This window comes from Paenibacillus sp. J22P51, from assembly GCF_059692215.1.
The window spans coordinates 310,312-337,186 of the sequence record NZ_JCAUAZ010000005.1; the positions used below are offsets into that span (position 1 = coordinate 310,312).

Here is a 26,875-nt window from a genome sequence, read left to right on the forward strand (position 1 = left end):
TGCCCTAAGAAACATAGAAGAAGAACAAAGCCTATGGCTTTCCATGATTGGAGAGACATAGGCTTTGTTGTTTTAGACTGCTTGCAGGACTTGAATCTATAGGGCTGCGCCTTTTCCACCATCGATGTTCACAGAAGTTCCAGTAACGTAAGAGGCAGCATCCGATGCTAAAAAGGTGATCACATTGGCCGCCTCCTCCGCATTGCCGATACGGCCAAGAGGAATATCGTGCCTTGGATCACTAGCGAATTCCTCCCAGGTTAGGTCTGGTGCCACTCTTTTCCATACCTTCTCAATCTGGTCACTGCGAATCGTTCCAATACATACCGTGTTCACACGAATCTGAGCCGAGCCCAGATCCTTGCTCATCGCATTCGTCAAGGCCAATCCAGCAGCTCTGCTGACGGAAGTTGGGAGCGAAGATGCTGGAGGTGTTTTGGCAGCGGAGGTCGTGATATTCACGATCGAGCCGCCACCTGCCTCTCGCATGTGGGGAATCGCATAACGCGAGCAGTGAATCGCTCCGAACAATTTCAGCTCCAAATCCTGACGCCATACTTCCGTGCCTACCTGCTCAAAAGGCGCAGCAGATGATGTACCTGCATTATTCACAAGAATATGTAATCCACCAAAACGATGAACCGTCTCTTCAACCGCACGCCCACAATCGGCTTCCGATGTCACATCTGCTTGAATCGTGAGCACTTCACCCTCGGTCAAATTGGCAATTTGTATGGCAGCCTCTTTAAGCTGCTCTTCATTTCGAGCGAGTATGGCTACTTTCGCCCCCTCACGGGATAGAGAAATGGCCGTTGCAAGCCCGATTCCTTTACTTCCTCCTGTAATTAAGGCGACCTTATTTTGTAAGCCTAAATCCATAGCTTTCGCTTCCTTTCCTTCGATAAGTTTCCTTCTATAAACGGAATAATTCCTACACAAGGATTAGCATACGCCATCTCTACGCCATTTTTCAAATCTCAAATAAAAAATGTGTACCCCAACTACGACAAAAAACCATCAGGACCAATGTCCTAATGGCTTTTCACTTATTCGAGATCTATTGATTTAAATAAACAGCTTTCCCTGTACGAGCAGACTCGTAAATAGCTTCAAGAATTTGCGAAACCACATAAGCTTGCTCTGGTGTCACAACTGGTTCAATATCTTGGTCAATGGCATTGATCCAAGCACGCATTTCCTTATCTGCAGCACTTTCGCTTTTTCCGTCGTAGAAAGCAACACCGCCTGTTTTCAATTCAACCTCAGTGGTGTACAAACGGCTATGCTTCTCACCATTGATGCGAAGTCCGCCTTTCATGTCTGCTCCACCCTCTGTACCACTAAGCGAGCATTTCGCTTCATCCACTTCAAGCGTATTTAACGCCCAGCTGGATTCGAGCATAATGGTCGCACCATTTTCCATCACGATCATCCCGAAAGCGGAATCCTCAACGGTAAATTTACTTGGATCCCATGGTCCCCATGCATTAGCAGCATTTTCTTTTTGGGACAATTCATGATAGGACGTACCTAATACAACTTTTGGCTTATAGTTATCCATCATCCACAGTGTAAGATCTAGTGCGTGTGTACCGATGTCGATTAACGGGCCTCCACCTTGCTTCTCTTCGTCAAGGAAAACACCCCATGTAGGTACAGCACGACGGCGAATCGCATGAGCTTTTGCGAAATAAATGTGCCCTAGCTCACCCTCCGCACAGACATTTTTCAAATGCTGACTATCCGCACGGAAACGGTTGTTATAGCCAATGGTCAGTTTTTTACCCGTGCGCTTCGCGGTTTCAACCATGCGCTTCGCATCTTCTGCAGTCTTCGCCATCGGCTTCTCGCACATAACATGCTTGCCTGCCTCAAGTGCCGCAATCGAAATTTCCGCATGTGAAATATTCGGTGTTAATACATGCACAATGTCAATCGTGGCATCTTGCAATACTTCTTTATAATCCTCGCAAACTAGCGCGCCTTCAATTCCATATTTCGCTGCAGCCGTTGCTGCGCTCTCTTGAACAATGTCACAAAATGCGACTAATTCAACATTTGACAGCTTGCTCAAACTAGGTAAATGCTTACCATTCGCAATTCCACCGCAACCAATAATTCCAATTCGATACTTACGTGACATGTGACGACCTCCAGTAGGTTTATTCCTTGCAACCAAGTATATGATATCTAGACAACTTCATTAAATGTAGCACATGAAAACGCTCATTTTTAGTCTAACTTTCGGACAACTATACTCAGAAAATACGACATAACAAAAAACCAGGAGAATATCTCCCCTGGCCCCTAGTTAAGTATCCTTAGCTTCCGCCTGCGCGCTTTTGGGCATCCTCCAAATAGCTCCGATAGAGCTGCTCGTTCGGTTGCTCTTTCGTTAAATCCTCGTAATAGCGAGCGACCTTTTGAAAATAATACCCATGCACATCACTGGTCGGCACCAGTCGATAAGGATCCCAGCGATAGGTCTCTACGCGATACGCCTGGCCTTGCTCTTGCGTCCACAGGGCTATTTCACAGAGTCCATCAGGGCCGTTTCGGGTTGGCATATCCTCAATTTCCAAGTGTGAATACGACGTACCAGGTGGAATGACACGTTGGAAACCTGTCTGCGTCCATTGAATAATATCCAGCTCTGCAATGGGTTCTTCCGCCCTTTGCCAGCCGATGATGACGTCCCAGCCTTCTTTGCGCGACACCGGAGCTGCAGCAAAATCCTTCACTGCCTGCCCTCTGCCTGTGGAGGCTGAGCCGATTGGAAACCAATTGCCGGAATATTCCTTCAAGGAGAATAAATATTGATTATCTAAATATCTATACAAGGCTGTGATTTCTGGAAATCCATCACCATCCACATCGGCATATAGGATCGCCGCGGGACTTCCCTCCTGCTGCAGCACGACAATCTCGGCCTCCTGAGGTATACAGCTGCGGACGACGGAAAGAAAATCAATTGAAGACAAGCTCATGGTTATCCCTCTTTTCGCATCTTCTCAACACAAGTATATGCGGAGGGGAACTTGGCACATGAATAGCAAAATAATGGATGATTGGATGTTCAGAGGATTATGCGCTCCCGCGCTGCTCCCCATGCAGCTGGTGGACACATTGGATGAACCGCACGGTCTGCGTTTGAGCTCTCATGACGACCGAATGGGTGTGTGCACGACCGCCCCAGCCATATTTGACACCATTTAAGAAATCGCCCGAGGTTACACCTGTTGCTGCGAAGATGATATCGGAATCTCCCACAAGATCACGCATACTTAACACTTTCGATGGATCGGAAATCCCCATTTCTAGGCAACGAAGGCGTTCCTCCTCATTCTCTGGCAGTAACCGTCCTTGTAATTCGCCTCCCATGCAACGCAAGGCAGCAGCTGCAAGCACACCCTCAGGTGCACCACCGGAGCCTACATGTAGATCAATGCCTGTTTCTGGGAAGGCTACTGCCATCGCACCAGCCACATCGCCGTCACTGAGCAAATAAATTTTGACACCTAGCTTGCGCAGGATCATGATATGCTCGGCATGCCGATTACGATCCAGAATGGAAACGGTAAGCTCTGAGATATCCTTTTGCAGTAAGCTTGCCGCTTTCTGAATGGTTACCTCCAGCGGTTCATCGAGACTCAGCTTGCCAGCCAAACGCGGCCCTACGGCCAGCTTCGCCATATACATATCCGGGGCATGAAGGAGATTGCCCTTCTCTGCAATGGCAACAACGGACAATGCATTGTTCCGGCCGCTTGCTACAATATCTGTTCCCTCTAACGGATCAACCGCCACATCATATTCAGGCCCAGTCCCATTGCCTACCTCTTCTCCGATATAAAGCATGGGAGCTTCATCCATTTCCCCTTCACCTATGACAACTGTCCCCCGAAAAGGAACGGCGCTAAAATATTCTCGCATCGCAGAAGTTGCAGCCCCATCCGCATCTATCTTATTTCCTTTTCCTGTCCAGCTTGCCGATGCGATTGCTGCGGCCTCTGTTACCCGTACGATTTCCAACGACAAGTCTCTTTCCATGAGCGATCCACCCTCTCCAAATTGGTTTGATTCGTTGTTTGATGCGTTATGCTCTTTCAGCCAATATTAAGCCTGCTGTTTCCTCAATCGCTTTCTCACTCACATCAATAACCGAACAACCCAACTCACGATACAATCTCATGGCAAAAGCTAATTCTTCCTCAATTCGCTCTTTCGTAGCATATTTGGCTCCATAAGGAAGTCCAACAGCTTTCAAACGTTCCGTACGAATGCCAACCAACTTATCAACACTCATCGTGAGTCCGACCAATTTCTTCGGATCCAGTTCATGTAAAATGGCTGGAGGTTTAACCTCGGGTACGAGGGGATAATTCGACACTTTAAATCCTTTGTGGGCTAAATAAATACTAAGCGGAGTCTTCGACGTCCTGGATGGTCCCAGGAGCACAATATGTGCCTGTTTCATGGTGCTAGGATCCTTGCCATCATCACTATTGACGGTAAACTCAACGGCTTCAACCCGTTGATAATATTGTTCATCTAATTGATAGAGCAGACCGACTTTTCTTTTGGGCGAATCCTTAAACGTGTCGATAAAGGCTTGCATCATGGGACCCATAATATCGATTGCATTTACGTTCAACCGGATGGCTTCCTGCCGCATCATTTCTCTTAGCTCTGGCAGCACGAGGGTGTAGGCAATAAAGCCCTTTAGCCTTGATGCTTCTTCTACAATCGCACGCACTTCGTCTTCCGTTCGGATGGAACCGTGCCTCTTGACGCTAACTTGATCTGCATTGAACTGCCTTATCGTTGCTTGTACAACTGTATTTGCCGTTTCCCCTACAGCATCCGAACAAACGAAGATGGTATGCAGCTTCTCTCCCATGTAAACTCCCCCTGATTTACGTACCCAGCGCTACATCCAGCAGCAATTTGGTCATCGTTGTTTTCGTAATCCTGCCTACCACTTCCAGCCCTTCCCGGCCTTCGATTTCCTTGACGACAGGTAAGCTGTCAACTTCATGATGAATCATTTTCCGTGCTGCATCCAACACACTATCTTCAGGTTTCACCGTAATAATATTCGGTTGTCTGGTCATCACTAGCGATACCGGCATAGCAGTTGCCGTTGCATGTCCTAGCGTTACCTTGAGTAAATCCTTACGTGAGACAATGCCAACTAGGGCACCTTCTAAATTCACGATCATTAGGCTTCCTACATTTTCGAGAAAAAGTGTAACGACTGCATCGCTGACCGAAACAGATTCCTGTAATATTACGGGAATCCCCATAACGTCCTTCACCTTCATAGACTCGATTAGCTTGAATGGTGTGTGTATGTCAAGTGCTGCTGTTCCAAGAAAATAACCTACCTTGGGCTTGGCATCAATATGCCTTAACATCACTAAAACAGCTAAGTCAGATCGAATGGTTGGTCGACTAATTCCCAGCAGCTCAGCGATCCGTTCTCCTGTAATAGGTGCATATTTGCCGACAAGATCAACAATTTCTAACTGGCGGACTGTAAGCTCGATGATGTTTCCCTCCTAAAGCTATAAAATACCGATATATATAGTATGTTCTATTTATTATATATTGTACATTATATAACATTTTATCGAAATATAAAGTTGTTTATTGCCTATAAAAGAAATTTTTATCACCTATTTCGGAAAATTAGACAAAAAAAAGCCATCTTTACCTTATTGGTAGAATGGCGTTTGAGATGGAAACTCTTTTTACAAGAAAAAAATTTTGACATGCGTTTGATTTATTTTGGAAGAAAGAGGCGAATTTGCTTCTTCATCGCCATATTCGTCATGTACACACCTAACACGATAAAGAAGGCACCTAACAAGTGATACAGTTGTAACGACTCGCCAGTAAAGGTTGTTGCAAAGATTGCGCTAAACAAGGGAATGAAGTTGAGGAAGCCCGCACAACGCTGAGGACCCGCAAGCTCAATCGCTTTATTCCAGCTCAGGAACGCTACGATCGATGCAAAGATTCCTACATACAATAAGCCGCTCACCAAGGCAGGACTCCAAGATACATGAGGCGCCTTAATCATCCACTCGATGGTCGAACACGGAATTAATACAACTAGCGCTACGGTTACTTGCACTAGTAAAAAGGGGCTCGCCGGGAAGCGACCGGCCAGCTTTTTCATGCCTACCGAATATAAAGCCCAGCATAAAACAGCGATTAGCATATACAAATCACCTTTATTGGCAGATAACTGGAGGAGCGCGGACAAATCCCCTTGGCTAATGATCCAGCATACGCCTAGGATAGATACGCCGATACCGGGCAGCGCCCACCAGGCGAGTCTTTCCTTCATAACCGCCCAAGTGATGAGAACAACAAAGATAGGCGTCGCCGAATTCATTAGTGATGCGTTAATGGAGCCCGTGTATTGGACCGCGACATACGTGAGTGAGTTAAATCCCGCTACTCCTGTCAGGGAGAGGAACAGCACCATTTTCCAATTAGCTAAGAGTTCATTTTTAAGCTGCCAAGCTGCTTTGCCAAAGAAGGGTAGTAAACACAAGAAAGCAATCCCCCATCGACCGGCTGCCAATGCAATTGGCGGGATATGTAAGACCAGTGCCTTACCTGCAACAAAGTTCCCTCCCCAAATACAGGTCGCGAGAATTAATAATAGGTACGGGGATCGTTTCAGCATGGCATGTGTATCTCCTTTAAGTTAAGGTTATCTACTTCTAAGACGGCACTGGATGATCTAAGACTCAAAATGCCCCTTGGAAAAAAGATACAGACTAAGCATGCTATTGGCAAGTATTAATATTTCATCTGAGAGAAATATGGAAATAAGACAACATTTTAAGCAACATGAACGAAATAGAAAAGTCTCCGTTGTCTCGGAGACTTCCGGTGAGCTATCAAGTTGAGGTTTAACTTTTTTAGACTACCGCATGATTCAACGGATGCTACATGTCATCCTCCAGAAATTGAACCTCACAAAAGCAGCCAAGTGGGATCATTTCGCGTAAATAACGCATCATGCATTCCTTCTCTTGCTCCTCCATTCGCTTTAATGCATCGAAATCGAAAAGAATGATGCTGTTGATCACATCATAATGCTTAAATCGCAACCGCCCATAAGGGAACTGCCGATTGATGGCAGCTAGAATACCATATTGATTCAAGTTTGAGCGGAGTGCAGTTTGAACAATTTCGTTTGGCACTTCTTGCAGTAATGGCACTTTATCCGCTCGAACCGCGCAATACGCCTTAACTTGGAACACGACATAAGGATACAAGTAAGCGTTCGCATATTTCTCCACATTCAGTGCATCTTGCCTTGTTAATTGCATATCTTCCGTCCACGCATATATTGTCGCCTTATACTTATCTGAAGTGTGAATTCGGATGTACCTTAAATGGGGAAAGCGTGTTTTCACAAGCTGTTCCGATAAAAGCCGTGTTCCCACCAAGATCACCTCTTTCAATCATACAGTTGTGCTATTAGTATATGCATGACAAAATAATCGGCTCCGCCGTTTGGGAATTCCGATTATTCCCCACTGTCCCACACTCATGTATATTCGGGAACTTGTCCTAATATGATATAGCGGCTGGGGGGTCAGGGACTGCAATGATGGAATTCATAACTACAGCAAGGCCGCCCCTCTAGGGACGGCCTCAATCGTTGCTCTTCTTACAAGCCTTTCGCTTTCAAGAAAGCTTGCCATTGCTTCGTTGTTTCCGCATCAATCTTGTCTTGACCAGCAGCCTTCAGCTTGTCGATGTATTTCTGCAGTTGATCCGCAGGATCTACCGCACCTGTTTCAATTGCAACTTGGAACTCGTTATCCACAGCGGTCACGTTGGCAACCTCAGATTTGATGGTGTCTCTATTCACATCAAAGCCATAGGATGCCGGAACCATTGCACTTTCGTTCAATTTAATCGTTTTGTCCCACACATCTGGGGTTTGCGCACCTTTCAAGTAAGCGTTAAATTGGTTACCGAACACCCAATCAACATTCGGCGCATAGCCGGAATCCTTAATCGGCTCAATATATTTGTCATCCTTCTTCGTATAGTGCTTGCCTTCCAGACCATTCGAAATCAGATTGTATAACACTTTATCTGTATTAAGCAGATTAATAAACATGAGTGCGCGTTCTGGGTTTTTGGACGTTTTGGAAATAACCTGCATGGCGCTGGCAACACCTGTAAAGTAAGAGTCAGAAATCGGAACATACACAACAGCGTTACCGCCATTATTAGCCATTTCATCCACTTCGCCGCCTGGTTTCGTTGTAAACTCCAGACTCACTGCTACTTTCCCTTTTTTCTTAAGATCCGTGATGTTTTTCAATAGGGGAGCATCCTCATTAATATAGCCTGCTTTCGACCAGTTGTGCATCGTCGTGAAGAAGTCCTTCTTATTTTGAAGCTGTTGAATTTTCGTAATCGACGTGTACGTTTTATCATCCTTTTTGTACGCAACCGCAAGACCATCAGCAGCAACCAAATTCGGATCTGTATAGAGACCCCACGAATTCTGAGCCATCCCGAAAGGAATGACATCCTTCTCATTGTCCTTGATCGTTTTCAGGAAAGGCTCGATATCTTTATACGTCTTAATGGAATTAACATCCAATTTGTATTTATCGACGAATTGTTTTTGGATGACGAGACTTTTCGTCTTCGCTGCGATTTGATAAACCGGGAAGCCGTAGACTTTGCCATCGGTCGCTTTCATATCTGGCCAGAATTTATCTGGGATGTTCTTCCGCGCTTCTGGCGCGTATTTACTGATCATCGCATCCGTTAGCTCCAAAAGCGCGCCTTTATCAATGTTCGGCTGATAGCTTAGAAGCCAATATTTCGAGCCCCATGCCAAGTCGAAAGCTTCACCAGAGGCCATGATGGTGTTCAATTTTGGATCATATTCATCAAATGAAAGAGGCTTTAAGTCCACTGTCGCGTTGATTTTACTCTTCACATACTTGTTGATTTCATCGTTCACAAGAGCCTGATCTTTACCAGGCGGATTGCTTGGATAATAAAATGTCAACTTGACTTCAGGCAGCGTGCTTGGTGCAGGTGTTGCGGGAGCCGCGCTTGTCGTGGTTGTCGGTGTCGTTGCCGTCGGTGATGTCGTTTCACTTGCTGTGTCGGTCTTGCATCCAGTTAACACAGTCATACTCAGAAGCATAATGGCTACACTGCTCAGGTACATTTTTTTTCCTTTTTTCAACCTTCACACCTCCATATGAATAACCCCTAGTATCATCAGAACCATCAAACGAGCAATACAAACGCGCCCCCCTCACCCCCTTTCAGCTTTTTAATGACCCTACTGTAATGCCTTTCACGAAATACTTTTGGAAAAAAGGAAACATGATCATCATCGGCCCCCCTGCAACTAAGGCCATTGCCATCCGAACCGATAATGTCGGGAAGTTAGCAAATTGCAGCTTGCTTGCAGCTTCAGCCAGTGGCGAATTGGCGAGAAATTCAATTTGCGATAGAATGCGAACCAGCAGCAGCTGAAGCGGCACATATTTGTTATCATCAATGAACAACAAGGCGTTAAACCAATCATTCCAATAGGCAAATGAAATAAATAATCCGAGTGTCGCTAGCGCAGGTGTAGAGAGCGGCAAAATAATGCGATAGAAAATGCGAAGCTCGCTGGAGCCGTCAATCTTGGCAGACTCAATAATTTCCATGGAAATTTTGTCTAGATAACTCTTCATAATAATTACATTGAACGGATTCATAAGCAGTGGAATGATGAGTGCAAGGATGGAATTTTTGAGATGGAGGTATTGTGTCATCAGAATATAGAACGGAATGGTCCCCCCATTGAATAACAACGTGAAGAAGATATAAAACGTAAGCGGACGATGATAGCGAAAGTCGCGTCGTGACATCGGATAGGCCGTCAAAGTCGTTAATAACAGGGATAGCACGGTCCCAACAATGGTAATACCAATCGTAACCCCATATGATTTCAGCCAAATGTCCGGTGATTTCATGACAATCCGGTACGCTTCCAAGCTGAGTTCTTTCGGAATAAAGCGGTAACCGAAATGAATCAAGCTGTTCTCTGAAGTCAGCGACACCGCAATAACGAGCACAAAGGGGATGATCATCAACAGGCAGATCAGCGTGAAAAACACATGGATATACCAAATCGATGCCGGTTTCACTTGTTTTGCTAATACAGCTTCCATAAGGCTCCTAGGCTCCTCCCCCGTTAGAATAACGCGTTATCTTTATCAATTCGGCGCACCGCTGCATTCGCTGACACTATTGTAATTAACCCTACGATCGATTGCAGAAAACCTACCGCCGCTCCTGAGTTTATGTCCCCAAGCTTTGCCAGCGCGCGGTACACATACGTATCGATCACATCAGTTGTCGCCAAATTGGCTCCCACATTATTCGGTACAAAGTAATGCAGTCCGAAATCCCCACGGAAAATATTGCCTAAGCCTAAAATAAATACAATGATGATTAACGGCTTCATAAGCGGCAGTGTAATCCGAAAAATCATCTGAACGCGTGAAGCGCCATCTAGTTTAGCCGCCTCGTAATATTCCGTATTAATTCCTACGATCCCAGCATAGTAGATCAATGTCGAGAAGCCGACACTTTTCCAAACAGCAACCACAGGCAGAATAAATAGCCACGGCATTGTTTCCAAGTACCATTTGTGTGGTGAAAGCCCTAGGTTCTGTAAGAAGCTATTGAGATATCCACTTTTATGCTCCAAGAAGGCGTACGAAATGTAACCAACCAATACTAGCGAAATAAAATAAGGAAGAAATAATGTGGTTTGATACACCTTCACCATGCGTCCGCTTACCTCATATAGCAAAATAGAAAGGACCAGCGCTGCAAGCGTGCCGAGTAGGATATACGTCATGTTGTACAAAAGGGTATTTCGAATGATACGAAAGGCGTCCTGTGATTTAAATATAAATTCGAAATTTTTGAAGCCGACCCATTTGCTCCCTAGAATCCCTTGATCATATCTGAAATACTTGAAGGCTAAGATCAGTCCGATCATGGGCAAATACTTAATGACCAGTTCAAACAAAATGCCTGGGGTCGCAAGCAACAGCAGCTCTCGATTCTTTCGCAGGTGTTTCAATTCCTGTAAGAGCCTTCGTTTTTTGATTGGCTGTGATTTCATCATTGTGCTCCTCCTCCATACTCGTATCTTGCCACAGAATGAAGCGTTTACATAGCGTACGATTTCCGAAATCATGTACAACGGATGTGTACAATGTTCGAATTACTCTCTTTTGACCATCGAAAAGTACTAAACCGCCCTTCCATGCACCAATTGGTGGTAGAAGTGGCGGCTAGGCATTCCTATTTCCCCTGTTATGAAATGGATTTCTTCATGCGATATTCCTTCGGTGTACTGCCGAATTTGGCTTTGAACAACCGGAAAAAGTAACTCGGATTGGCATATCCGCACTTTTCCATAATATCTAGGACCGCATGATCCCCATTCTCGAGGAGACGCTGGGCGTGCTGCAAACGAACTTCATTGATATACTCCGTGAGCGTTATTTGGTAGCTGTCTTTGAACAATTTCCCCAAGTAAGCGGATGACAGCTTGACTGTCGCTGCGATTGTTTGTTGACTTAGGTTGATATCCGCATACTTCTGATGGATGAGTTCTTTGACCGTCTCCAAGATCATGTCATTTCGTTCCACATTGGACGGCTTTTGCCCCTCACAAATTTGTGCACATAAGGCCAGCAGGGATAAGTACATCTCCTCTAACGTATCTTTCTCCTGCGGAATGTGATGGATATAATCAACGTTGAAGCTCATCTTCGTTACCCGATTTTCCATGATCTCAACGACGGTATACTTGATCACCCAGGCTAAATTCGTTACGGCTCGATGGATATCATGATAATGGAATGTGGCAAAAAGGGAGAATGCTTTCTCCAGCTCGATCCCCGCTTCCGTCATCAAGCCCTTCTTCAAGCTTTCCGATAATTTCCTCTCGATGGTTTCTGGAATGGAAACTCGCTTATTCGCATTGTTTTCTTTGACCATCTCGCTCGTAATAATAGACTTGTAGCCAAAAATAACCGTATACAAGCTGATCTGTAACGCTTGCGCATAGCCAGATGACAGCAGCGTCAGCTGCGAAATGGGGTCACTGAGCCCACAAGAAAGACTTAAACCGTAATAAGTTTCGATTGTGTGCTGAATGTCTTGAAGGATAGGTATTATTCCTTCCGTCTTCGGAGTTACCTTGTTGTCAGTCAGGGATACAATGAGCACGACATGATCCCCCCAGACCTCCACAGCTTCACAATGGTACGCCTGGGACATCATTTCCTGCGCAATATTCGTGATCGCAAAGCTATGCATTTTCTTCAATGAAAGGGCCGTGTTACTTTCGTACGACTTGAAATGATCCAAACGCAGTACGCAGACAACAATTTCGGAGGGGTACGCGATGTTCAGTCGATGCTTTTCAATCAGACTGATCATATCGTGATGCGAGAACATCTGGCCATCCGTCATAAATTTACGAATGTAATATTTATTGACGATGTGTTCGGAGCTGATTTCCTGCAGGGCATCGGACAATTTCAAATAATTCTCACTCATGGCATGAAGCTCATCACCTTCGGTTCGCCTAGCGTGTTCATCTCGCGGATGCTGAAACCGAATCCGGTGCAGCATATCTTCAATCGGATGATACAATTTATAGGACAGCCAGACCGAAATGCCTATGGCGATCAGGAGTAAAGCACCAGAGACAAGAAGTGATTTCACGCGTGTCTGTGTAACTTCCGCCATCAATTGGTCATATGACTGTACATAGAGAATCGTCCAATTCGGGATCGGATCTGCCATGTAGGTAATCATGCTTTTCTTACCCTCAACATCCCCAATGACGAATCCAGATGGTTCGTTCGTTGTTTGTTTATGATTCACAATGTAATTGTGGATGGTGGCCTGCGTCGATTTACTTGCAAATTCATCAATCGTCCGAGAGGAATATAATCGACCCTCCTGATCAGCCATCAGGATATCACCTTGGGATCGGCTGCCGGTATCATTCATTTTCTTCAAGCTGTCGAATACCCAATCGGATTTGATATACAGAACAATGGCCGATTCGCTGCGTGTGAAGGGCTTCAAGGAGTCGGTAACGACGAAAGCGAATGCATCGATTTGGCCGTCCTCGTGTTCAAGACTTACGGGAATAAGCCGCGACGTTTCGCGCTGCCCAGAGGGGTCGAGCAGCCAATCCGCAATTTTCTTTTTCGTAACGCCGCCGTCTAATAAGAAATTGGTGGTGGTTCCGTAAATCTCATTTTGAGAATGATTATATACAACCATGGAGTGTAAAAACGAGGAGCTTTCCAAAATACTGGACATGCGTTGGTAGCTGCGGATTAAATCCATCTTGGGTAAGGTTTCATCAAACATCAGCGGAATGAGCAAATTGTCCTTAAAAACAAAATACGATAAGTGCGTAATGATTTCATTCATATAGGAGAAGTTGTATTGCATTTGGGTAAGAATTTTAAGATTCGAATCCTCTTGAATCCTTTTCACCGATTTCTCAAGCAGGTACGTATTTGCAAAGGAAGAAGCTAATAGGACAATAACCATCGATAACATGATCGAGCTCAGTACACGCTGCAAATATTTCTTTGATTTATAGAAGCCAAATCCTTTCAAAAGCACCAAGCCCCCTCTCATTATTACGAGCTTACAGTGGCCCTATTAGGTTCTCTTCGATGTCCACCCAACCGAGTTTATACGCAGGTGAATCCGGATGTAGGTGAATCTGCCCTTCAGGCCAGAGAATCAACTGCGGATCCGCGATGAGCGAATTTGTATCGAACTTCCCTCCCAGCAAGGAGCGCCACCCCTGCCAGTCATACACATTACGACCTAACAAATCAGCACCAGACGATAGGAGTGGGAGTTTACCGGCAACCTGACAGACACCCCCAGCTTGATCCTGCCAATAGAGATTACGATCTGCATCGGCAAATTTATCATCACACCAATTAACGAAATAGTAGAGGTAGCCGGAATTGTAAATGATGTTCCCCAGCACCTTGACATCCTTATTGTCCTCGCCCGCCATTTCTTGGGTCCCAATAGCAGCAATCGCATCTGGATTTGCAACGAGTAGATTTCCTTGAATGAGGTTGCCAATGCCTTTGGAGAAAATGAGCATCCATAGCTTCCCTTCTCCTGTACTATACAGCTGAGTCAGGACATTCTGGGTAACCGTGAAGTAGTCCGAAGCATCATCCAAATAAATGCCGAATCCAAAAGAAAAGTGTATGCCACTATGGTGTAAGCGGTTACCATGAATCGCATTTTGCGTACCCACTCCCCATGATTCAATCATTCCACCATCCTGACTGTCGATCATCACGTTCGAAATATCATTATAAGCAATGTAATTATGACGTGTATGTAGGAAGTCCCAATGATTCTCCCAAGTAACCTTAATCTTATAAATGGTTTCGGGCATAACCTTGTGGCGTAAGCCTTTCAGCGAGATGCCATAACGCGGCATATGCGAAATCAGATTATGCGCGATCTCGTTATGTCCGCTTTGATAGAGCAGAATCCCGCAGCCATGTCCGATAAGCTCACCACCATATCGAATGGTGTTATTCGTAATCTTATGTTCTTTATTCGTATAGGAGGCGGCCGCTGAGGTAAATGTGCCTTGAAGCGGTGAATAGCCAGAGGCACATATCCCCATATACCCCATATGCTCAATTTGATTACCATCAATACGAATGTTCCGCGTTTGCTGATCTAGGAATATGCCGCAGCTTCCTGCGTTTATCAGCTGGCATCGCGAGATTTCGATCTCCGCCGCATGATTGAAATAGAGCATGCCTTCGCGATGTTCATCCCGCTCCACATTACTTAAGCCTTCATCTTCCTGAATCATCCGATACTCCGACCAAAAGTCTGTACATGAGAAATGGAGTCCATGTATATGAAGATGCTGAATAGGCTCATCCTGATCGTTGCCTCTCATTTCAATTAGCCTTGTGACCGTTGGTACGATAATCTCTTGTTGAAACGGCGACCCATTATTCGGTTTATAGTAGAGCCAACCTTCCTTTTCATCCAAGTGAAATTGGCCTGGTGCTTGGAGAAAATCCAGTGATCCCTGGATAAAATAGCGTGAGCCCTCGCCTATATCCCAGATCGAGGGATGCGCGAATTGCACATATCTTGCCTCAGCATCATGAGATTTCAAAGCTCGCAGCTCTGAAAACCAGTTCCACTCCCCTTTCCCAGGCCAAACGAACACCTGCGCCCCAGAGAGGTCGCTTCCCTTCGGAATATCCCCTTCATGGTAGTGGATGCCTGCTTTATAGGCTGCCCCTGGCTCTCCATCCACTAGAAAGTACCCCGTTGCCGGAAGCCGCGCTTTGGCAATGCGTTCCCCATCCGCGTAAATCGTGTGAAAGCTGCTCCCAGCTCCCAGCCATGCACGCCACATGTCTGAGCTGTAAGGCTCCCAGTTCGTCACAACCCTGCCGCCGACCACATTAACCACTTCACCAGGCATATTGCGATACGTAATACGGAAGCCATCTCTGCCTGAATCCCGTTCATCTAATTTCCAGGTATCTCCTAAATAATATGTGCCGCCAAACACAAACACGATGACATCGTGAATCATCCCGTTCTGGATGATGTTCCGAACTGTCATCTGTGCTTTCGTTATCGTGAGGAAAGGTGCCTCTTTACTCCCATCGTGATCATCATTCCCAGTTGTCGCTACATAGAATTGGTTTACCAATGTCATGAGCCTACTCCTTTATACAACATGATAACCTTATTTATGACTAGTGAGTTGGTTGTATACCACTTTCGTAAGCCGAGAGAAACTACTATTCCTTCATCTTTCTCCCAGCCAAAAAAGTACGTATGACCTGCTCTGCTTTTTGCGCGAGAAGCTCTGGCGTACGATTCATAGCCTCCTGTAGCGGCATCGGACCGTTCACGATACTGTGAATACTCGTCACCCCGTAATCATAAAGCTCCTCAATGCCTTGTCCGACTGAGCCTGATAGGACAAGGACTGGAATGCCAAGCTTCTGCGCTGCCTGCGCAATCCCCATTGGCGCTTTGCCTGAAGCAGTCTGCGCATCTGTCTGCCCCTCACCAGTGAAAACTAGATTTGTATCCTGCAGATGCTCATCAAGTTTAGTCATCTCGATCACCACATCGATACCGCGTTTCGTGCTTGATGGGAAGAACGCTTGAAACGCACCGCCAAGCCCTCCCGCCGCACCAGCACCGGGCATGTGATGTACCGCTGTGCCAATATGTGCTTCCATGATATCTGCCCAATGGGCAAGTGCGCTATCTAGCGCTTCAACCATCTCTGGCGTCGCGCCTTTCTGCGGTCCGAAGACATGTGATGCCCCCAGATCTCCTATGAATGGATTCGTGACATCTGAAGCAATGATAAATCGCGATTCACTAATACGCTGATCCCACTTTGAGGCATCGATGCTGGCTATCTGGGAAAGGGCTTGTCCACCAACGCCCACCTCCCGTCCTCCCGCATCCAAGATCTGTAAACCCAATGCTTGAAGCATGCCGCATCCACCATCGTTCGTCGCACTTCCGCCAAGCGCAAGTAGGAAGGAACGATATCCTTGATCAAGCGCATGCCGAATCAGCTGCCCTGTGCCATACGTTGTCGTCACCATGGGGTTTCGGTGATCCGCTGGGACAAGGATTAAACCGGAAGCCGTCGCCATTTCAATCACACACGTGACGCCGTCTCCCAGAACGCCATAAGATGCGATTACCTCATTCTGCAGCGGACCTTGAACAGGAATCGAGATCTTAACTCCTTGTGTTGCCTGTACAAGGCTATCCACCGTTCCTTCTCCCCCATCTGCCATTGGAAGGAGGACAGTTTCCGCCTCTGGCACAGCACGCAGAATCCCGTCTCTTATCGCTATGGCTGCCTCTTCTGAGCTAAGGCTGCCTTTAAAGGAATCCGGTGCAATGACGATTTTCATGTGGCATCCTCCCGCTCCTATTTGCTCTTATAGCACGAATTTACTTATTAATTAATTTATACAACGCTTGGGTGCCACTTTCCTCTTCGCCCATGGCAGCTAATTGCTCATAAAGTGATTTGGCAAGAGCTAAGCCTGGAAGTTCTACCTTCATCTCTTCTGCTGACTGCAAGGCAATCTTCATATCCTTAATGAAATGCTTCACATAGAAGCCTGGTGCAAAATTGTCAGCAATCATTCTTGGTCCCAAATTACTTAACGACCAACTTCCAGCGGCACCTGTTTCAATGCTTTGCAGCACTGTTGTAGGATTGAGCCCAGCTTTCTTCGCATACACAAGCGCCTCAACTACACCCATCATATTGCTTGCAATTGCAATTTGATTGCACATCTTCGTGTGCTGACCCGCACCAGCTGTGCCTTGATGGACGATCTTCGAGCCGATTTTTTGAAAAATAGGCAGCATTTGCTCGAACACGTCGCGCGAGCCCCCGACCATAATGGACAATCGTGCTTCTCTAGCCCCGATATCTCCACCTGAAACCGGTGCATCCAATGCATATAGCTGACGAGTCAACGCTTCTTCATAAACGCGCTTCGCCAGGGATGGACTCGATGTGGTTAAATCGATCAAGTAGCTGCCTGGCTGAGCCATAGCCAAAATCCCATTTTCGCCAAAATAAATAGCTTCAACATCACTCGGAAAACCAACCATGGTCATAATAACCTGACATTGTGCAGCTAAATCCCCCGGCGTATCCTGCCACTTTGCACCTTTATCCAACAGCTCCTGCGCTTTTGACTTCGTACGCGTATAAACATGAACCTCATAGCCTGCTGTTATAAAATGTCCTGCCATACTTTTACCCATAACACCCGTTCCGATGAGTCCTATGATTGGTTTTGCTGTATTTTCTGTCATGTGAATGTCCACCTTTCTCTCGTTACCTAGTTGTCGATTAGCTCCTTTTAAACTTATCACCCTCGCTCATTCTGGTCAAACGTTGATCTCATGTTGTGACAAGTGTGATATCCGATCTAGCTTTCATTTCCATGGATAACTTTAGCTTTGCAGGCACAACCTTTCATCATATGAAGAAAATACATCCCTAGGCTGATATCAAGCAGCAATCATTGCGTACATATTTAATATGAAAGTCAAATCAATTCGGGTATCGAGAAAGTGAGGAAAAGCAACGTTATGTCGAAACCAAACAAGAATAAGGGATTAGGTGTCGTCCTTGCCGGGCTTCTGTTGGGCATCCTGATGGCAGCCATGGATAACACCATTGTTGCAACAGCAATGGGGACCATTGTCGGGGAACTAGGCGGATTGGATAAATTCGTATGGGTAACCTCCGCTTATATGGTAGCTGAAATGGCTGGGATGCCGATCTTCGGTAAATTATCCGATATGTATGGCCGCAAAAAGTTTTTCGTGTTTGGTCTCCTTTTGTTCATGCTGGGATCAATTCTTTGTGGAACAGCAGAATCCATTGTCGAGCTTAGTATTTATCGAGCGATTCAAGGCATCGGCGGCGGTGCACTCGTTCCTATTGCCTTCACGATCATGTTCGATGCCGTCCCGTTGGAATCCCGAGGTAAGTTGGGTGGGTTGTTCGGAGCGGTATTTGGCATGTCGAGTATTTTCGGCCCGCTTCTCGGCGCCTATATCACCGATTATATTAGTTGGAAATGGGTATTTTACATCAACCTTCCCCTCGGATTGCTCGCTTTCATCTTCATTGCCTTTTTCTATAAAGAGTCTGTTGAGCACTCCAAGCAGCGCATCGATTGGTGGGGAGCTATTACACTTGTTGGTGCCATCGTGTCCCTCATGTTTGCACTTGAACTAGGCGGCAAACAATATGCTTGGGATTCGGCTTTCATTCTTGGTTTATTTGCACTCTTTGCCGTATTGACGATCTCGTTCTTATTCATTGAACGCAAAGCGGCTGAGCCGATTATTTCGTTCGCGATGTTTAAGAACCGTCTTTATGCAACAAGTAATGCCGTTGCTATCTTTAGCGGGGCAGCTTTCATTACAGCATCCGTGTATATCCCAATTTTTATCCAAGGTGTATTAGGCGGTACCGCGACGAACTCAGGCTTAGTGCTGCTGCCGATGATGCTTGGTTCTGTTGTAACTGCAACTGGCGGCGGGTTCCTGATGACCAAATTCAGCTTCCGTGCCATTATGATTCCGACAATCGCACTGCTTCTGGTTGGCACTCTGCTGTTAACGACACTTTCAGGGGATTCACCACGGTGGCTTGTCACGATCTATATGGTTGTGATCGGACTTGGGATCGGCGCTTCCTTCTCCGTCCTTAGCAATGCGGCTATCTACTTATTCGATGTACGGCAGCGAGGCTCAGCAACTTCGACCTTGAACTTCCTCCGTTCCTTAGGCATGACGCTCGGGATTACAGTCTTCGGCATCATCCAAAGCCACGCGTTTACGAGAAAAATGACCGAGGCCTTCACCGGTGGCGGGCAATCGCCAGTCGACATGCCAGCCGGCGATTCGCATACCTTGCTGGATCCCGCCAAAAGGCTGGAAATCCCCTCCCCAGTGCTGGACAAAATCACGAGTGCCTTATCCTCATCCATCGTACTCACCTTCGCTTGGACCGTGGTTCCGGCGGCAATAGCGCTCATCTTCGCTTTCGCGATGAGCAAAGAGCAGCTGGACCCGACGAAGGAATTCGAGGGTGCGACTGGACATTAAGGATAAAATGCCACTGCTAACGGACACAGTTGACGTTATATCCGCTGGAAACACGATTTTCTGAAGCTAACGGACAACACAGCCGTTATCCTAGCTTCAAAACGTCGATGTTGCCCTTTTCTATTGGAATAACAGCCTCTATGTCCGTTAACTTTAGCAAGCCTCACATTTAGGCCCCCATTGCGTCTCCTATGTCCGATAGAGATCTCCTCTAGCTCCAAATCCAAAAAAAAAGAGCAGTCCCCAGAGTATATTCCCTCTAGAGACCGCCCCTTTATCTATTATATACCTTTGAAAGTGAACGCGTACGCATAGGTACGGTTCGCGAATAGCGTAAACTCGGGATGTGTTCTTGCACCCCAGCTATCGTCACCGCCAACACCCATCTGCTTGTAGTTCACACGCAAGACTACTTTGTCACTGACTGGCAGCTTATACGTGTGATCGTGCGCTTCCAGCTCGGATGGTGAGTAAGGCAGCGCATTAAGCTCGACAGTTGGCAAGCCAGCTATGCGAAGCCCACGACCTTCTGCATTCGTTAAGGATGCCCAACGAACATCGGTCTTATTGCCACATTCCTGTGGACGTAAGTACGGAACGAATTGCTCTTCAACAGTCCCGCTATGCAGCGCCAGTTTAGCGCCAACATTGCGATCCCAGTGGTTTTCGTGCGGCCCGCGGCCATACCAGGTCAAGTTCTCGAAGGCGGCATCCAATTCGAACATGACGCCGACTTCAGGGATTTCTGGCAATTTGTCACCTGGCGTTAATTGCATGCTAACCTCGACTTCACCGCAAGTGGACACGGTGTACACGAGTTGCACCTCGGAAGCAGGTTGTGTGGCTAGCTCAAACCGTACACGAACCTCTGCGCGCCCAGCATCCAGCGACTTGGCGTTCAAGGAAAGCAGCTTACGTCCACTTCCAGCTTCCTGCCACGGAGCACAACGGATGTGGTGCTGGTTCCCGCGGTCATTATCCGTATAAGCACGCCAGAAATTAGGTACTGGTCCTGCTTGGAATAGCTCTACTCCTTCGTACAAATAGGAGGTAATATCGCCAGTCAATGCGTCAACTCGTAGTGCAAAACGCTCCCCTTGAAGCGTGATGCTATCTGCCGAAGTCACGACTTGCAAAGCTGCCTCTGTGGAGATGGCCGCAGCGGATTCTTTTTCCGCTTCCCAATTACGTGACAATACTGCTGCGTTAACCGCCGGAAGGAGGAATTGCTCCCAAGCGATTTCATGCCCTTTAGCTCCCCATTGCGTATCGTCCTTCAGGACCAGACTCAACGTTAACACGAATTCATCGTTCGGGAATTGGCTTTCTACGGCATCTAGTGCTAGCTCAATAATCGTTGTCTCACCAGGTGCAACTGCGTAAGAGTCACTGATCATACGGCTAGCCGCCGCGACACCATTACGAGCAATCGTCCATGTCCAATCAAATTCATTCAGATTCGTGAACAAAAATTGGTTGGTCACTTTGATACGACCTTTGGCCGCATCCACCGCTTCGAACTTCACATTCTGGTAGCATTTCTTCACTTCGTGCAGCTTTGGAGAAACCGAGCGATCCGCGAAGATCAAGCCATTGCCACAGAAGTTGCCATCATTTGGCGTATCCCCAAAATCGCCGCCATACGCTTGATACGTGATACCATTTGGCGTCGTTGTGCGAATAGATTGATCAATCCAATCCCAGATAAATCCGCCTTGCAAAACTGGGTATTGATCGAATAGCTCCCAATACTTGAACAGATTTCCGCAAGAGTTCCCCATTGCGTGGCTGTATTCACAAAGAATAAATGGCTTTTTCGGTTGATTTTTAGCATATTCTTCGATTTTCTCAATTTTGGAATACATTTGACTTTCCATATCCGATGCTCTTTCTGACTCACGCCACCAGAACACGCCTTCATAGTGAACAACTCGGGAAGGATCGGCTTCACGCAGAAAATCATGCATTTTCAAGAAATTATCTCCACCAAAGGACTCATTACCGAGCGACCAGATTACAATCGACGGATGATTCTTGTCTCTCTGCAGCATGGAATTCGCACGGTCCAGCACTGCCCCTGTCCACTCTGGTCGGCTTCCTGGCACCGTTTCACCTAATTCATATTGCGGGTAGCTCCAGGATCCGTGCGTTTCAAGATTCGTTTCATCAATGACATACAGACCGTATTGATCACAAAGCTCATACCACCGTGGATTATTCGGATAATGTGAAGTACGAACAGCATTGATATTATATTGTTTCATGAGCAGAATATCAGCAAGCATACTTTCCTCTTCAACGGAACGTCCACGATCACAATCAAATTCATGGCGATTCACACCTTTGAATACAATGACTTCGCCGTTGATTTTCATCAAGCCGTCTTCAATTTCAAACTTACGGAAGCCCACCTTACAGCTCTCTGTTTCTAAAAGTGTCCCCTCTTCATTCCATAAACGAAGGACGAGGGTATACAGGTATGGGCTTTCTGCACTCCATTTAGCTGGACGATCCATGTGAGCGGAGAATTCCACAGCTTGCTTAGCAGTACCACTTGTTTGAATGCCGACACGAAGCGGTTCTTCCCATAATGCTTGCTGCTCACCATCGTATAACATCGCTTCCACGTGATGCACGCCTTGACTCTTCAGATCATAATTCGTGATCGTTGCTTGAATGTGCAGCTCCGCATCCTCACAAGCGCTATCTAAATTCGTGTTTACTTTGAAATCAGCGATATGCGCGGTTGGTGTCGTATACAAATAAACATCGCGGAAAATCCCGCTTAATCGCCAGAAATCCTGATCTTCTAACCAGCTTGCGTCGCTCCAACGATAGACTTCCACCGCGAGCTTATTCTCGCCTTCAATCAAATATGGCGTAATATCAAAATCCGCTGGCGTAAACGAATCCTGGCTAAAGCCAACCAGATCACCGTTCACCCAGACATAAAAAGCCGATTCCACACCTTGAAAACTTATGTAGACTGGCTGCCCGTCCCAACCCTTAGGGATCGAAAAGCTTCGCACATAAGAGCCGACAGGGTTAATCTTCACCGGGGCAAATGGAGGCTTGAGATCCTCATGACCTACCCACGGATAAATAATATTTGTGTACTGCGGGAAGTCAAAACCTTGCAGCTGCCAGTGCGATGGCACGGCGATATCTGCCCAATTGTTTGTGTCAAAGTCAGTCTTGTAGAAATCCTGTGGACGTCCCTCCGCATTCTCCGCAAAATGAAATTTCCACGTACCATTTAAGTTTTGATAAAATTGCGAAGCTTCCCGAACCCCTGCCAAAGCTTCCGCTTCTGTATGATAAGGCATTAAGGTGGCATGAGCCTCTAACCGATTCAATTGATATATTTGCGGATTATTATTCCATTCCGGGTAACCATTTTCAGGTGCTGTGTATACGAATTTGTTCGCCATGGATGTATTCCTCACTTTAGGTTATAGGATGTTGAATCAACCTGCTTCCCTTATTGTACAAGACAACTATTTCTTTTAAAATATAAGAAACGACGCATGACATATTAAAAAATGAAAGAGATGGTCATTCCTTGGCAATTGATTATAGAAAGTTTTTCGTCATTACCGAAACTGACCGCAAGCTCCCCCTTATCCTGGAAACGATCGGTTATGAGCGCGAGCAGCAATTTTATAAACGCGAAGAAGGCTATCCTTGCTTTCATTGGCTCCAAACGATCTCCGGCAGTGGCGAAATCATTCTGGATAGCGGCCCAGTTAGGCTTGGCGAACGGCAAGGTATGCTCCTCGCCGGTGGGGTTCCACATGCTTATCAAGTACCTGAGACACCGTGGTCCACTTGGTATTTAACGTTTGATGGCGCTTTAGCCGCATCTATCGTGCATGCCTTGGAAATTCCACTCTCGACGCAAATTAGTTGGGGGCCAGATACACCTCTCGCTACTATTCATGAGTATTACTATCATAAATATCGCGATAGTCATGACTTCACTGGTACCAACGGTTCATTGGAAATCTATCAATTCCTTACGCTGCTGAAAAAGCACGGCATCATAAACAAAAGCGCCTCCTTCTCGCAAAGTCACGAGCGGCTGCTGCCGCTGCTGCTCGAACTAGAGCAAAACTTCGCCGCTGCCCACGTTGGACTCAGCTGGATGGCCACCCAGCTTGGTGTTTCGCCGCAGCACGTAAACACCTTATTTCGTCGCGCTTTCGGACTCTCTCCGTATCAATACCTGCTTCAGCTTCGCCTGCAGAAGTCCAAAGAAATGCTGATCGCTCAGCCAGAGCTAACAGTTAAGCAAGTCGCAGAGACAACGGGCTTTCTTGATGCATCGCATTTCATTTCTACTTTTCGTAAAGCCGTTGGGCAGACACCAGATGTTTTCCGTCATCCGTATATTAACTAGTCTAATCAGCATTGAACATTCTCCCGCCACTACACCAAAAATAACTGGAAAAACTCCATCTATTTCCGCCTGTTTCACCTCATTTTGGAAAATAGATGGAAATAGTACAGTTAATTCTCTGGATTCTTTCCTATTTGACGCAAAAGCTTGAAATTAACTGTACTTCTTACAGTTATTCGAATTAAATCGATGATTCGGATGAAATTAGATGTATATTTTCCAGTTATTGTGTCTGGGGGCTTGATTATCCTTAGCTCGGGGTAGCAAAACATGGTTGCTCAGGTGCTGAGAATTAGCCCAATATGCTCGGCAGGCATAGATTACAGCTGATGGAGTAGATTTATTTGATATAGTTGATGGAGCCTTTCCACCTCAAGCACAAAAAAACCGCCGAAGCGGTTTTTGATACATCTTCTTATGAAATTTTATGATTAGGTACGAATTCGCTATGGACTTCAAGCAGCTTTTGGACGAAAATCTCAAAGTCTCGTGAATTCGACGAAAATTTGAAATCGGTTACACCAGTGTTGAAATCAATAACCGTTAAAGCAACGCGGTTTAAAGGATACTCAGGAATCGGTTCAGAGGCAAGTGAAATATTTTTGAAAGGGTAAATGGATGTTTCACCGTAGAAACGAAGCACTGTTAAATGGTCATCTCTTAACTCCAACGAAATCTGCTGTTCCGAATCCGTGAAACTCTTCAATGTACTCATCATAGATCAATCCTCCTCTTGTCCTCTATTTTACTCTCATTCTGGAAGATTATGAAGCCCAATTTGTAAATATTTGTTGCTGGTTCCTTTCTCCGTCGGCTGAAGTTCTGACAGAACAACGTATGCAACGATCAGCAGATTGTATAGGCATGGAACGCAAAAAAACCTCGCCAATGGCGAGGTCCTCCGAACTATTTAAACTTTTGAATAAAAGCAATCGCACTCGCAATATCTTTCTCTGGTTGATCCCCGACTTCACGCTCGATCGTTAGATAGCCTTTGTAACCAATCTCCTGCAGCGCCTGGAAGTAACGGCCGAAATCGACATGACCTTCGCCTAATGCCAACTCGCGATACGTATCTCCTGATGTTGCAGCCTCAGCAATATTCTCGTGCGTCATTGGCTTATAGCCAAGTGAACCATACACTTCACGCGGATCAGCTTGACGAAGTCGAATGCCGTCCTTCACATGCGTGTGAACGATGTAATCCTTCAGGGTGTATACCCCTTGAACAGGATCATCACCCGTTACCATGACCATATTCGCTGGATCAAAGTTAACGGAGACGCCTTTGGTGGAAAGGTTATCTAAGAAGCTTTTCAAATGTGCCGACGTTTCCGGCCCCGTTTCTACCGCGAAATATGCGCCTAAGCTGCTCGCATACACCCCAAGCTCTTCACAAGCTTGCAGCATCGTTTGATAGATAGGATCGTTCCGATCCTCTGGTACAACACCGATATGCGTTGTCACAACGGACGAACCTAGCTCAACCGCTAGATCTAGAATGCGCTTGGATTTCTCAATTTTTGCTGCATTCACGGTCTTATCTTGAAAGCCATGTCCACCCAAGTCGCCGCAAAGGGCTGAGATTTGAAGATCCAATGATGCGATGTAGGCACGTAACTCTTTACGCGCCCCCGGCGTTAGGTTAGCTGGATCCATCTCACCTGACACTGCATAAATTTGTACGCCGTCTGCTCCAAGCTCTTTGGACTTCTTTAATCCGTCCCGTAGTCCAAGACGCAAGCTATCTACCATAATACCAATTGGATTGATCATCATGTCTTCATACACTCCTTATCGCGAACTTAGCGCTAGTTTATTTCATCCCAAATTCTACGGATATTCTGCAAACCGATCAACGTGCCCTTCTTACACTCTTCCATTCCTTCAAATTCCAAGGAAATGTAACCGTCGTAGCCTGAGCTTTTGACCACATGTAGAATTTCACGTATATTCAAATCCCCTTGTCCCACAATCGCTCCGCGCAAATAGGTACCATAAGATGACCTGAACCAGCCTTCTCCTGGATTCTGATTGGATGGGCGAATGTAGAAATCCTTCACATGGACAATAGAGGCATATGGAAGATTATTCGTCACTGCTGCAACGGAATCCTCGTCTACGCATACAAAATTTCCAACATCTAATGTTGTCCGGAAATTCGCACGATCAACAGCATGAATCAGGGCTTGAACACGTTCACTATGCTGCACGAAGAAACCGTGATTCTCAACGCTTGTCACAATCCCGTATTGGTTCGCATAATCTGCAATTTGACGACAGGCCTCAGCTAAACGATCCAAGTTGGCGTTGAAATTTCGAATCGAGAGATCCTCACTTCGAGCTACATCGTGCCGCATTTTAGTAACACCCAATCTGGCAGCAAGATCGACCTCGCCTTTCACGCGCTCAATTTCCTGCAAATACGCTTCCTCAGTCTCTGTTAAGAAATTAGCGCCGATGGCGTAATTGGAAATAGCAATACCTCGGGCCTGAGCTTTCTCGCGAATCGCATCCGCAAGCGCAAAGTTACCCGGTAAATCATACCCCAATGGCACGATCTCGACATGTTCACCTCCCTGATCCGCAATCCAATCGATGACGTCCATGATCGACATTTCGCCAGACTTTAACGCCTGGTACAAGCTATATGTGCTAACCCCTAGTTTCATACGC

The 26,875-nt window shown here is 46.2% G+C and carries 21 protein-coding genes; 2 read left to right on the top strand and 19 right to left on the bottom strand.

The features are described from left to right. Positions 1-96 precede the first annotated feature (96 nt). The 15 genes from AC58QC_RS14475 to AC58QC_RS14545 all read right to left on the bottom strand — a co-directional run bounded on the left by AC58QC_RS14475 (position 97) and on the right by AC58QC_RS14545 (position 17,991). On the bottom strand, positions 97-879 hold the full coding sequence (locus AC58QC_RS14475; RefSeq protein ID WP_497415822.1) for an SDR family NAD(P)-dependent oxidoreductase: 783 nt from the start codon (positions 877-879) through the stop codon (positions 97-99). 178 nt (positions 880-1,057) lie between these two features. Continuing rightward, positions 1,058-2,143 (bottom strand): Gfo/Idh/MocA family protein, encoded by a 1,086-nt coding sequence (locus AC58QC_RS14480; RefSeq protein WP_497415823.1) that lies wholly within the window; start codon positions 2,141-2,143, stop codon positions 1,058-1,060. Positions 2,144-2,321: 178 nt separating this feature from the next. Then, positions 2,322-2,987, bottom strand: coding sequence for a hypothetical protein (locus tag AC58QC_RS14485; RefSeq protein WP_497415824.1), 666 nt, complete (start codon positions 2,985-2,987; stop codon positions 2,322-2,324). Between the two features lie 97 nt (positions 2,988-3,084). Continuing rightward, positions 3,085-4,050 (bottom strand): class II fructose-bisphosphatase, encoded by a 966-nt coding sequence (gene glpX, locus AC58QC_RS14490; RefSeq protein WP_497415825.1) that lies wholly within the window; start codon positions 4,048-4,050, stop codon positions 3,085-3,087. A gap of 46 nt (positions 4,051-4,096) precedes the next feature. Further along, complete coding sequence (locus tag AC58QC_RS14495) at positions 4,097-4,900, bottom strand: pyruvate, water dikinase regulatory protein (RefSeq protein ID WP_497415826.1); 804 nt, start codon at positions 4,898-4,900, stop codon at positions 4,097-4,099. Positions 4,901-4,916: 16 nt separating this feature from the next. Beyond that, a complete protein-coding gene (locus tag AC58QC_RS14500) occupies positions 4,917-5,552 on the bottom strand; it encodes a helix-turn-helix transcriptional regulator (protein WP_497415872.1) in 636 nt (211 codons plus the stop codon). Positions 5,553-5,785: 233 nt separating this feature from the next. Further along, the gene (locus tag AC58QC_RS14505; RefSeq protein WP_497415827.1) at positions 5,786-6,700 is read right to left on the bottom strand and encodes a DMT family transporter; all 915 of its coding nucleotides are present in this window, start codon (positions 6,698-6,700) and stop codon (positions 5,786-5,788) included. A gap of 265 nt (positions 6,701-6,965) precedes the next feature. After that, positions 6,966-7,469 (bottom strand): hypothetical protein, encoded by a 504-nt coding sequence (locus AC58QC_RS14510; RefSeq protein WP_497415828.1) that lies wholly within the window; start codon positions 7,467-7,469, stop codon positions 6,966-6,968. Positions 7,470-7,696: 227 nt separating this feature from the next. Beyond that, the gene (locus AC58QC_RS14515; RefSeq protein ID WP_497415829.1) at positions 7,697-9,247 is read right to left on the bottom strand and encodes an ABC transporter substrate-binding protein; all 1,551 of its coding nucleotides are present in this window, start codon (positions 9,245-9,247) and stop codon (positions 7,697-7,699) included. 82 nt (positions 9,248-9,329) lie between these two features. Beyond that, positions 9,330-10,229, bottom strand: a complete 900-nt coding sequence (locus AC58QC_RS14520; protein WP_497415830.1) for a carbohydrate ABC transporter permease — start codon at positions 10,227-10,229, stop codon at positions 9,330-9,332. Between the two features lie 23 nt (positions 10,230-10,252). Next, entirely contained in the window at positions 10,253-11,197 is a 945-nt protein-coding gene (locus AC58QC_RS14525) for an ABC transporter permease (RefSeq protein WP_497415831.1), read from the bottom strand. 191 nt (positions 11,198-11,388) lie between these two features. Continuing rightward, positions 11,389-13,725 (bottom strand): helix-turn-helix transcriptional regulator, encoded by a 2,337-nt coding sequence (locus tag AC58QC_RS14530; protein WP_497415832.1) that lies wholly within the window; start codon positions 13,723-13,725, stop codon positions 11,389-11,391. 31 nt (positions 13,726-13,756) lie between these two features. Continuing rightward, positions 13,757-15,838: a right-handed parallel beta-helix repeat-containing protein gene (locus AC58QC_RS14535; protein ID WP_497415833.1), complete on the bottom strand. Its 2,082-nt coding sequence runs from the start codon at positions 15,836-15,838 to the stop codon at positions 13,757-13,759. A gap of 85 nt (positions 15,839-15,923) precedes the next feature. Further along, a complete protein-coding gene (locus AC58QC_RS14540) occupies positions 15,924-17,069 on the bottom strand; it encodes a glycerate kinase (RefSeq protein ID WP_497415834.1) in 1,146 nt (381 codons plus the stop codon). 40 nt (positions 17,070-17,109) lie between these two features. Then, entirely contained in the window at positions 17,110-17,991 is an 882-nt protein-coding gene (locus AC58QC_RS14545; RefSeq protein WP_497415835.1) for an NAD(P)-dependent oxidoreductase, read from the bottom strand. Positions 17,992-18,270: 279 nt separating this feature from the next. Here AC58QC_RS14545 and AC58QC_RS14550 point away from each other — a divergent pair, with 279 nt between their 5' ends. Then, on the top strand, positions 18,271-19,800 hold the full coding sequence (locus tag AC58QC_RS14550) for an MDR family MFS transporter (protein WP_497415836.1): 1,530 nt from the start codon (positions 18,271-18,273) through the stop codon (positions 19,798-19,800). A gap of 281 nt (positions 19,801-20,081) precedes the next feature. Here the strand turns inward: AC58QC_RS14550 and lacZ are convergent, their stop codons facing one another. Continuing rightward, positions 20,082-23,231, bottom strand: coding sequence for a beta-galactosidase, LacZ type (gene lacZ, locus AC58QC_RS14555; RefSeq protein WP_497415837.1), 3,150 nt, complete (start codon positions 23,229-23,231; stop codon positions 20,082-20,084). 131 nt (positions 23,232-23,362) lie between these two features. On the opposite strand from lacZ, the gene AC58QC_RS14560 reads away from it, so the two are divergent. Beyond that, positions 23,363-24,199 (top strand): helix-turn-helix domain-containing protein, encoded by an 837-nt coding sequence (locus tag AC58QC_RS14560; RefSeq protein ID WP_497415838.1) that lies wholly within the window; start codon positions 23,363-23,365, stop codon positions 24,197-24,199. Between the two features lie 415 nt (positions 24,200-24,614). Here the strand turns inward: AC58QC_RS14560 and AC58QC_RS14565 are convergent, their stop codons facing one another. From AC58QC_RS14565 to AC58QC_RS14575, 3 genes are all read right to left on the bottom strand, one after another. Further along, positions 24,615-24,917: a hypothetical protein gene (locus AC58QC_RS14565; protein WP_497415839.1), complete on the bottom strand. Its 303-nt coding sequence runs from the start codon at positions 24,915-24,917 to the stop codon at positions 24,615-24,617. Between the two features lie 188 nt (positions 24,918-25,105). Then, positions 25,106-25,975 (bottom strand): sugar phosphate isomerase/epimerase family protein, encoded by an 870-nt coding sequence (locus tag AC58QC_RS14570; RefSeq protein ID WP_497415873.1) that lies wholly within the window; start codon positions 25,973-25,975, stop codon positions 25,106-25,108. 35 nt (positions 25,976-26,010) lie between these two features. Beyond that, positions 26,011-26,871 (bottom strand): sugar phosphate isomerase/epimerase family protein, encoded by an 861-nt coding sequence (locus tag AC58QC_RS14575; protein ID WP_497415840.1) that lies wholly within the window; start codon positions 26,869-26,871, stop codon positions 26,011-26,013. Positions 26,872-26,875: the final 4 nt, after the last annotated feature.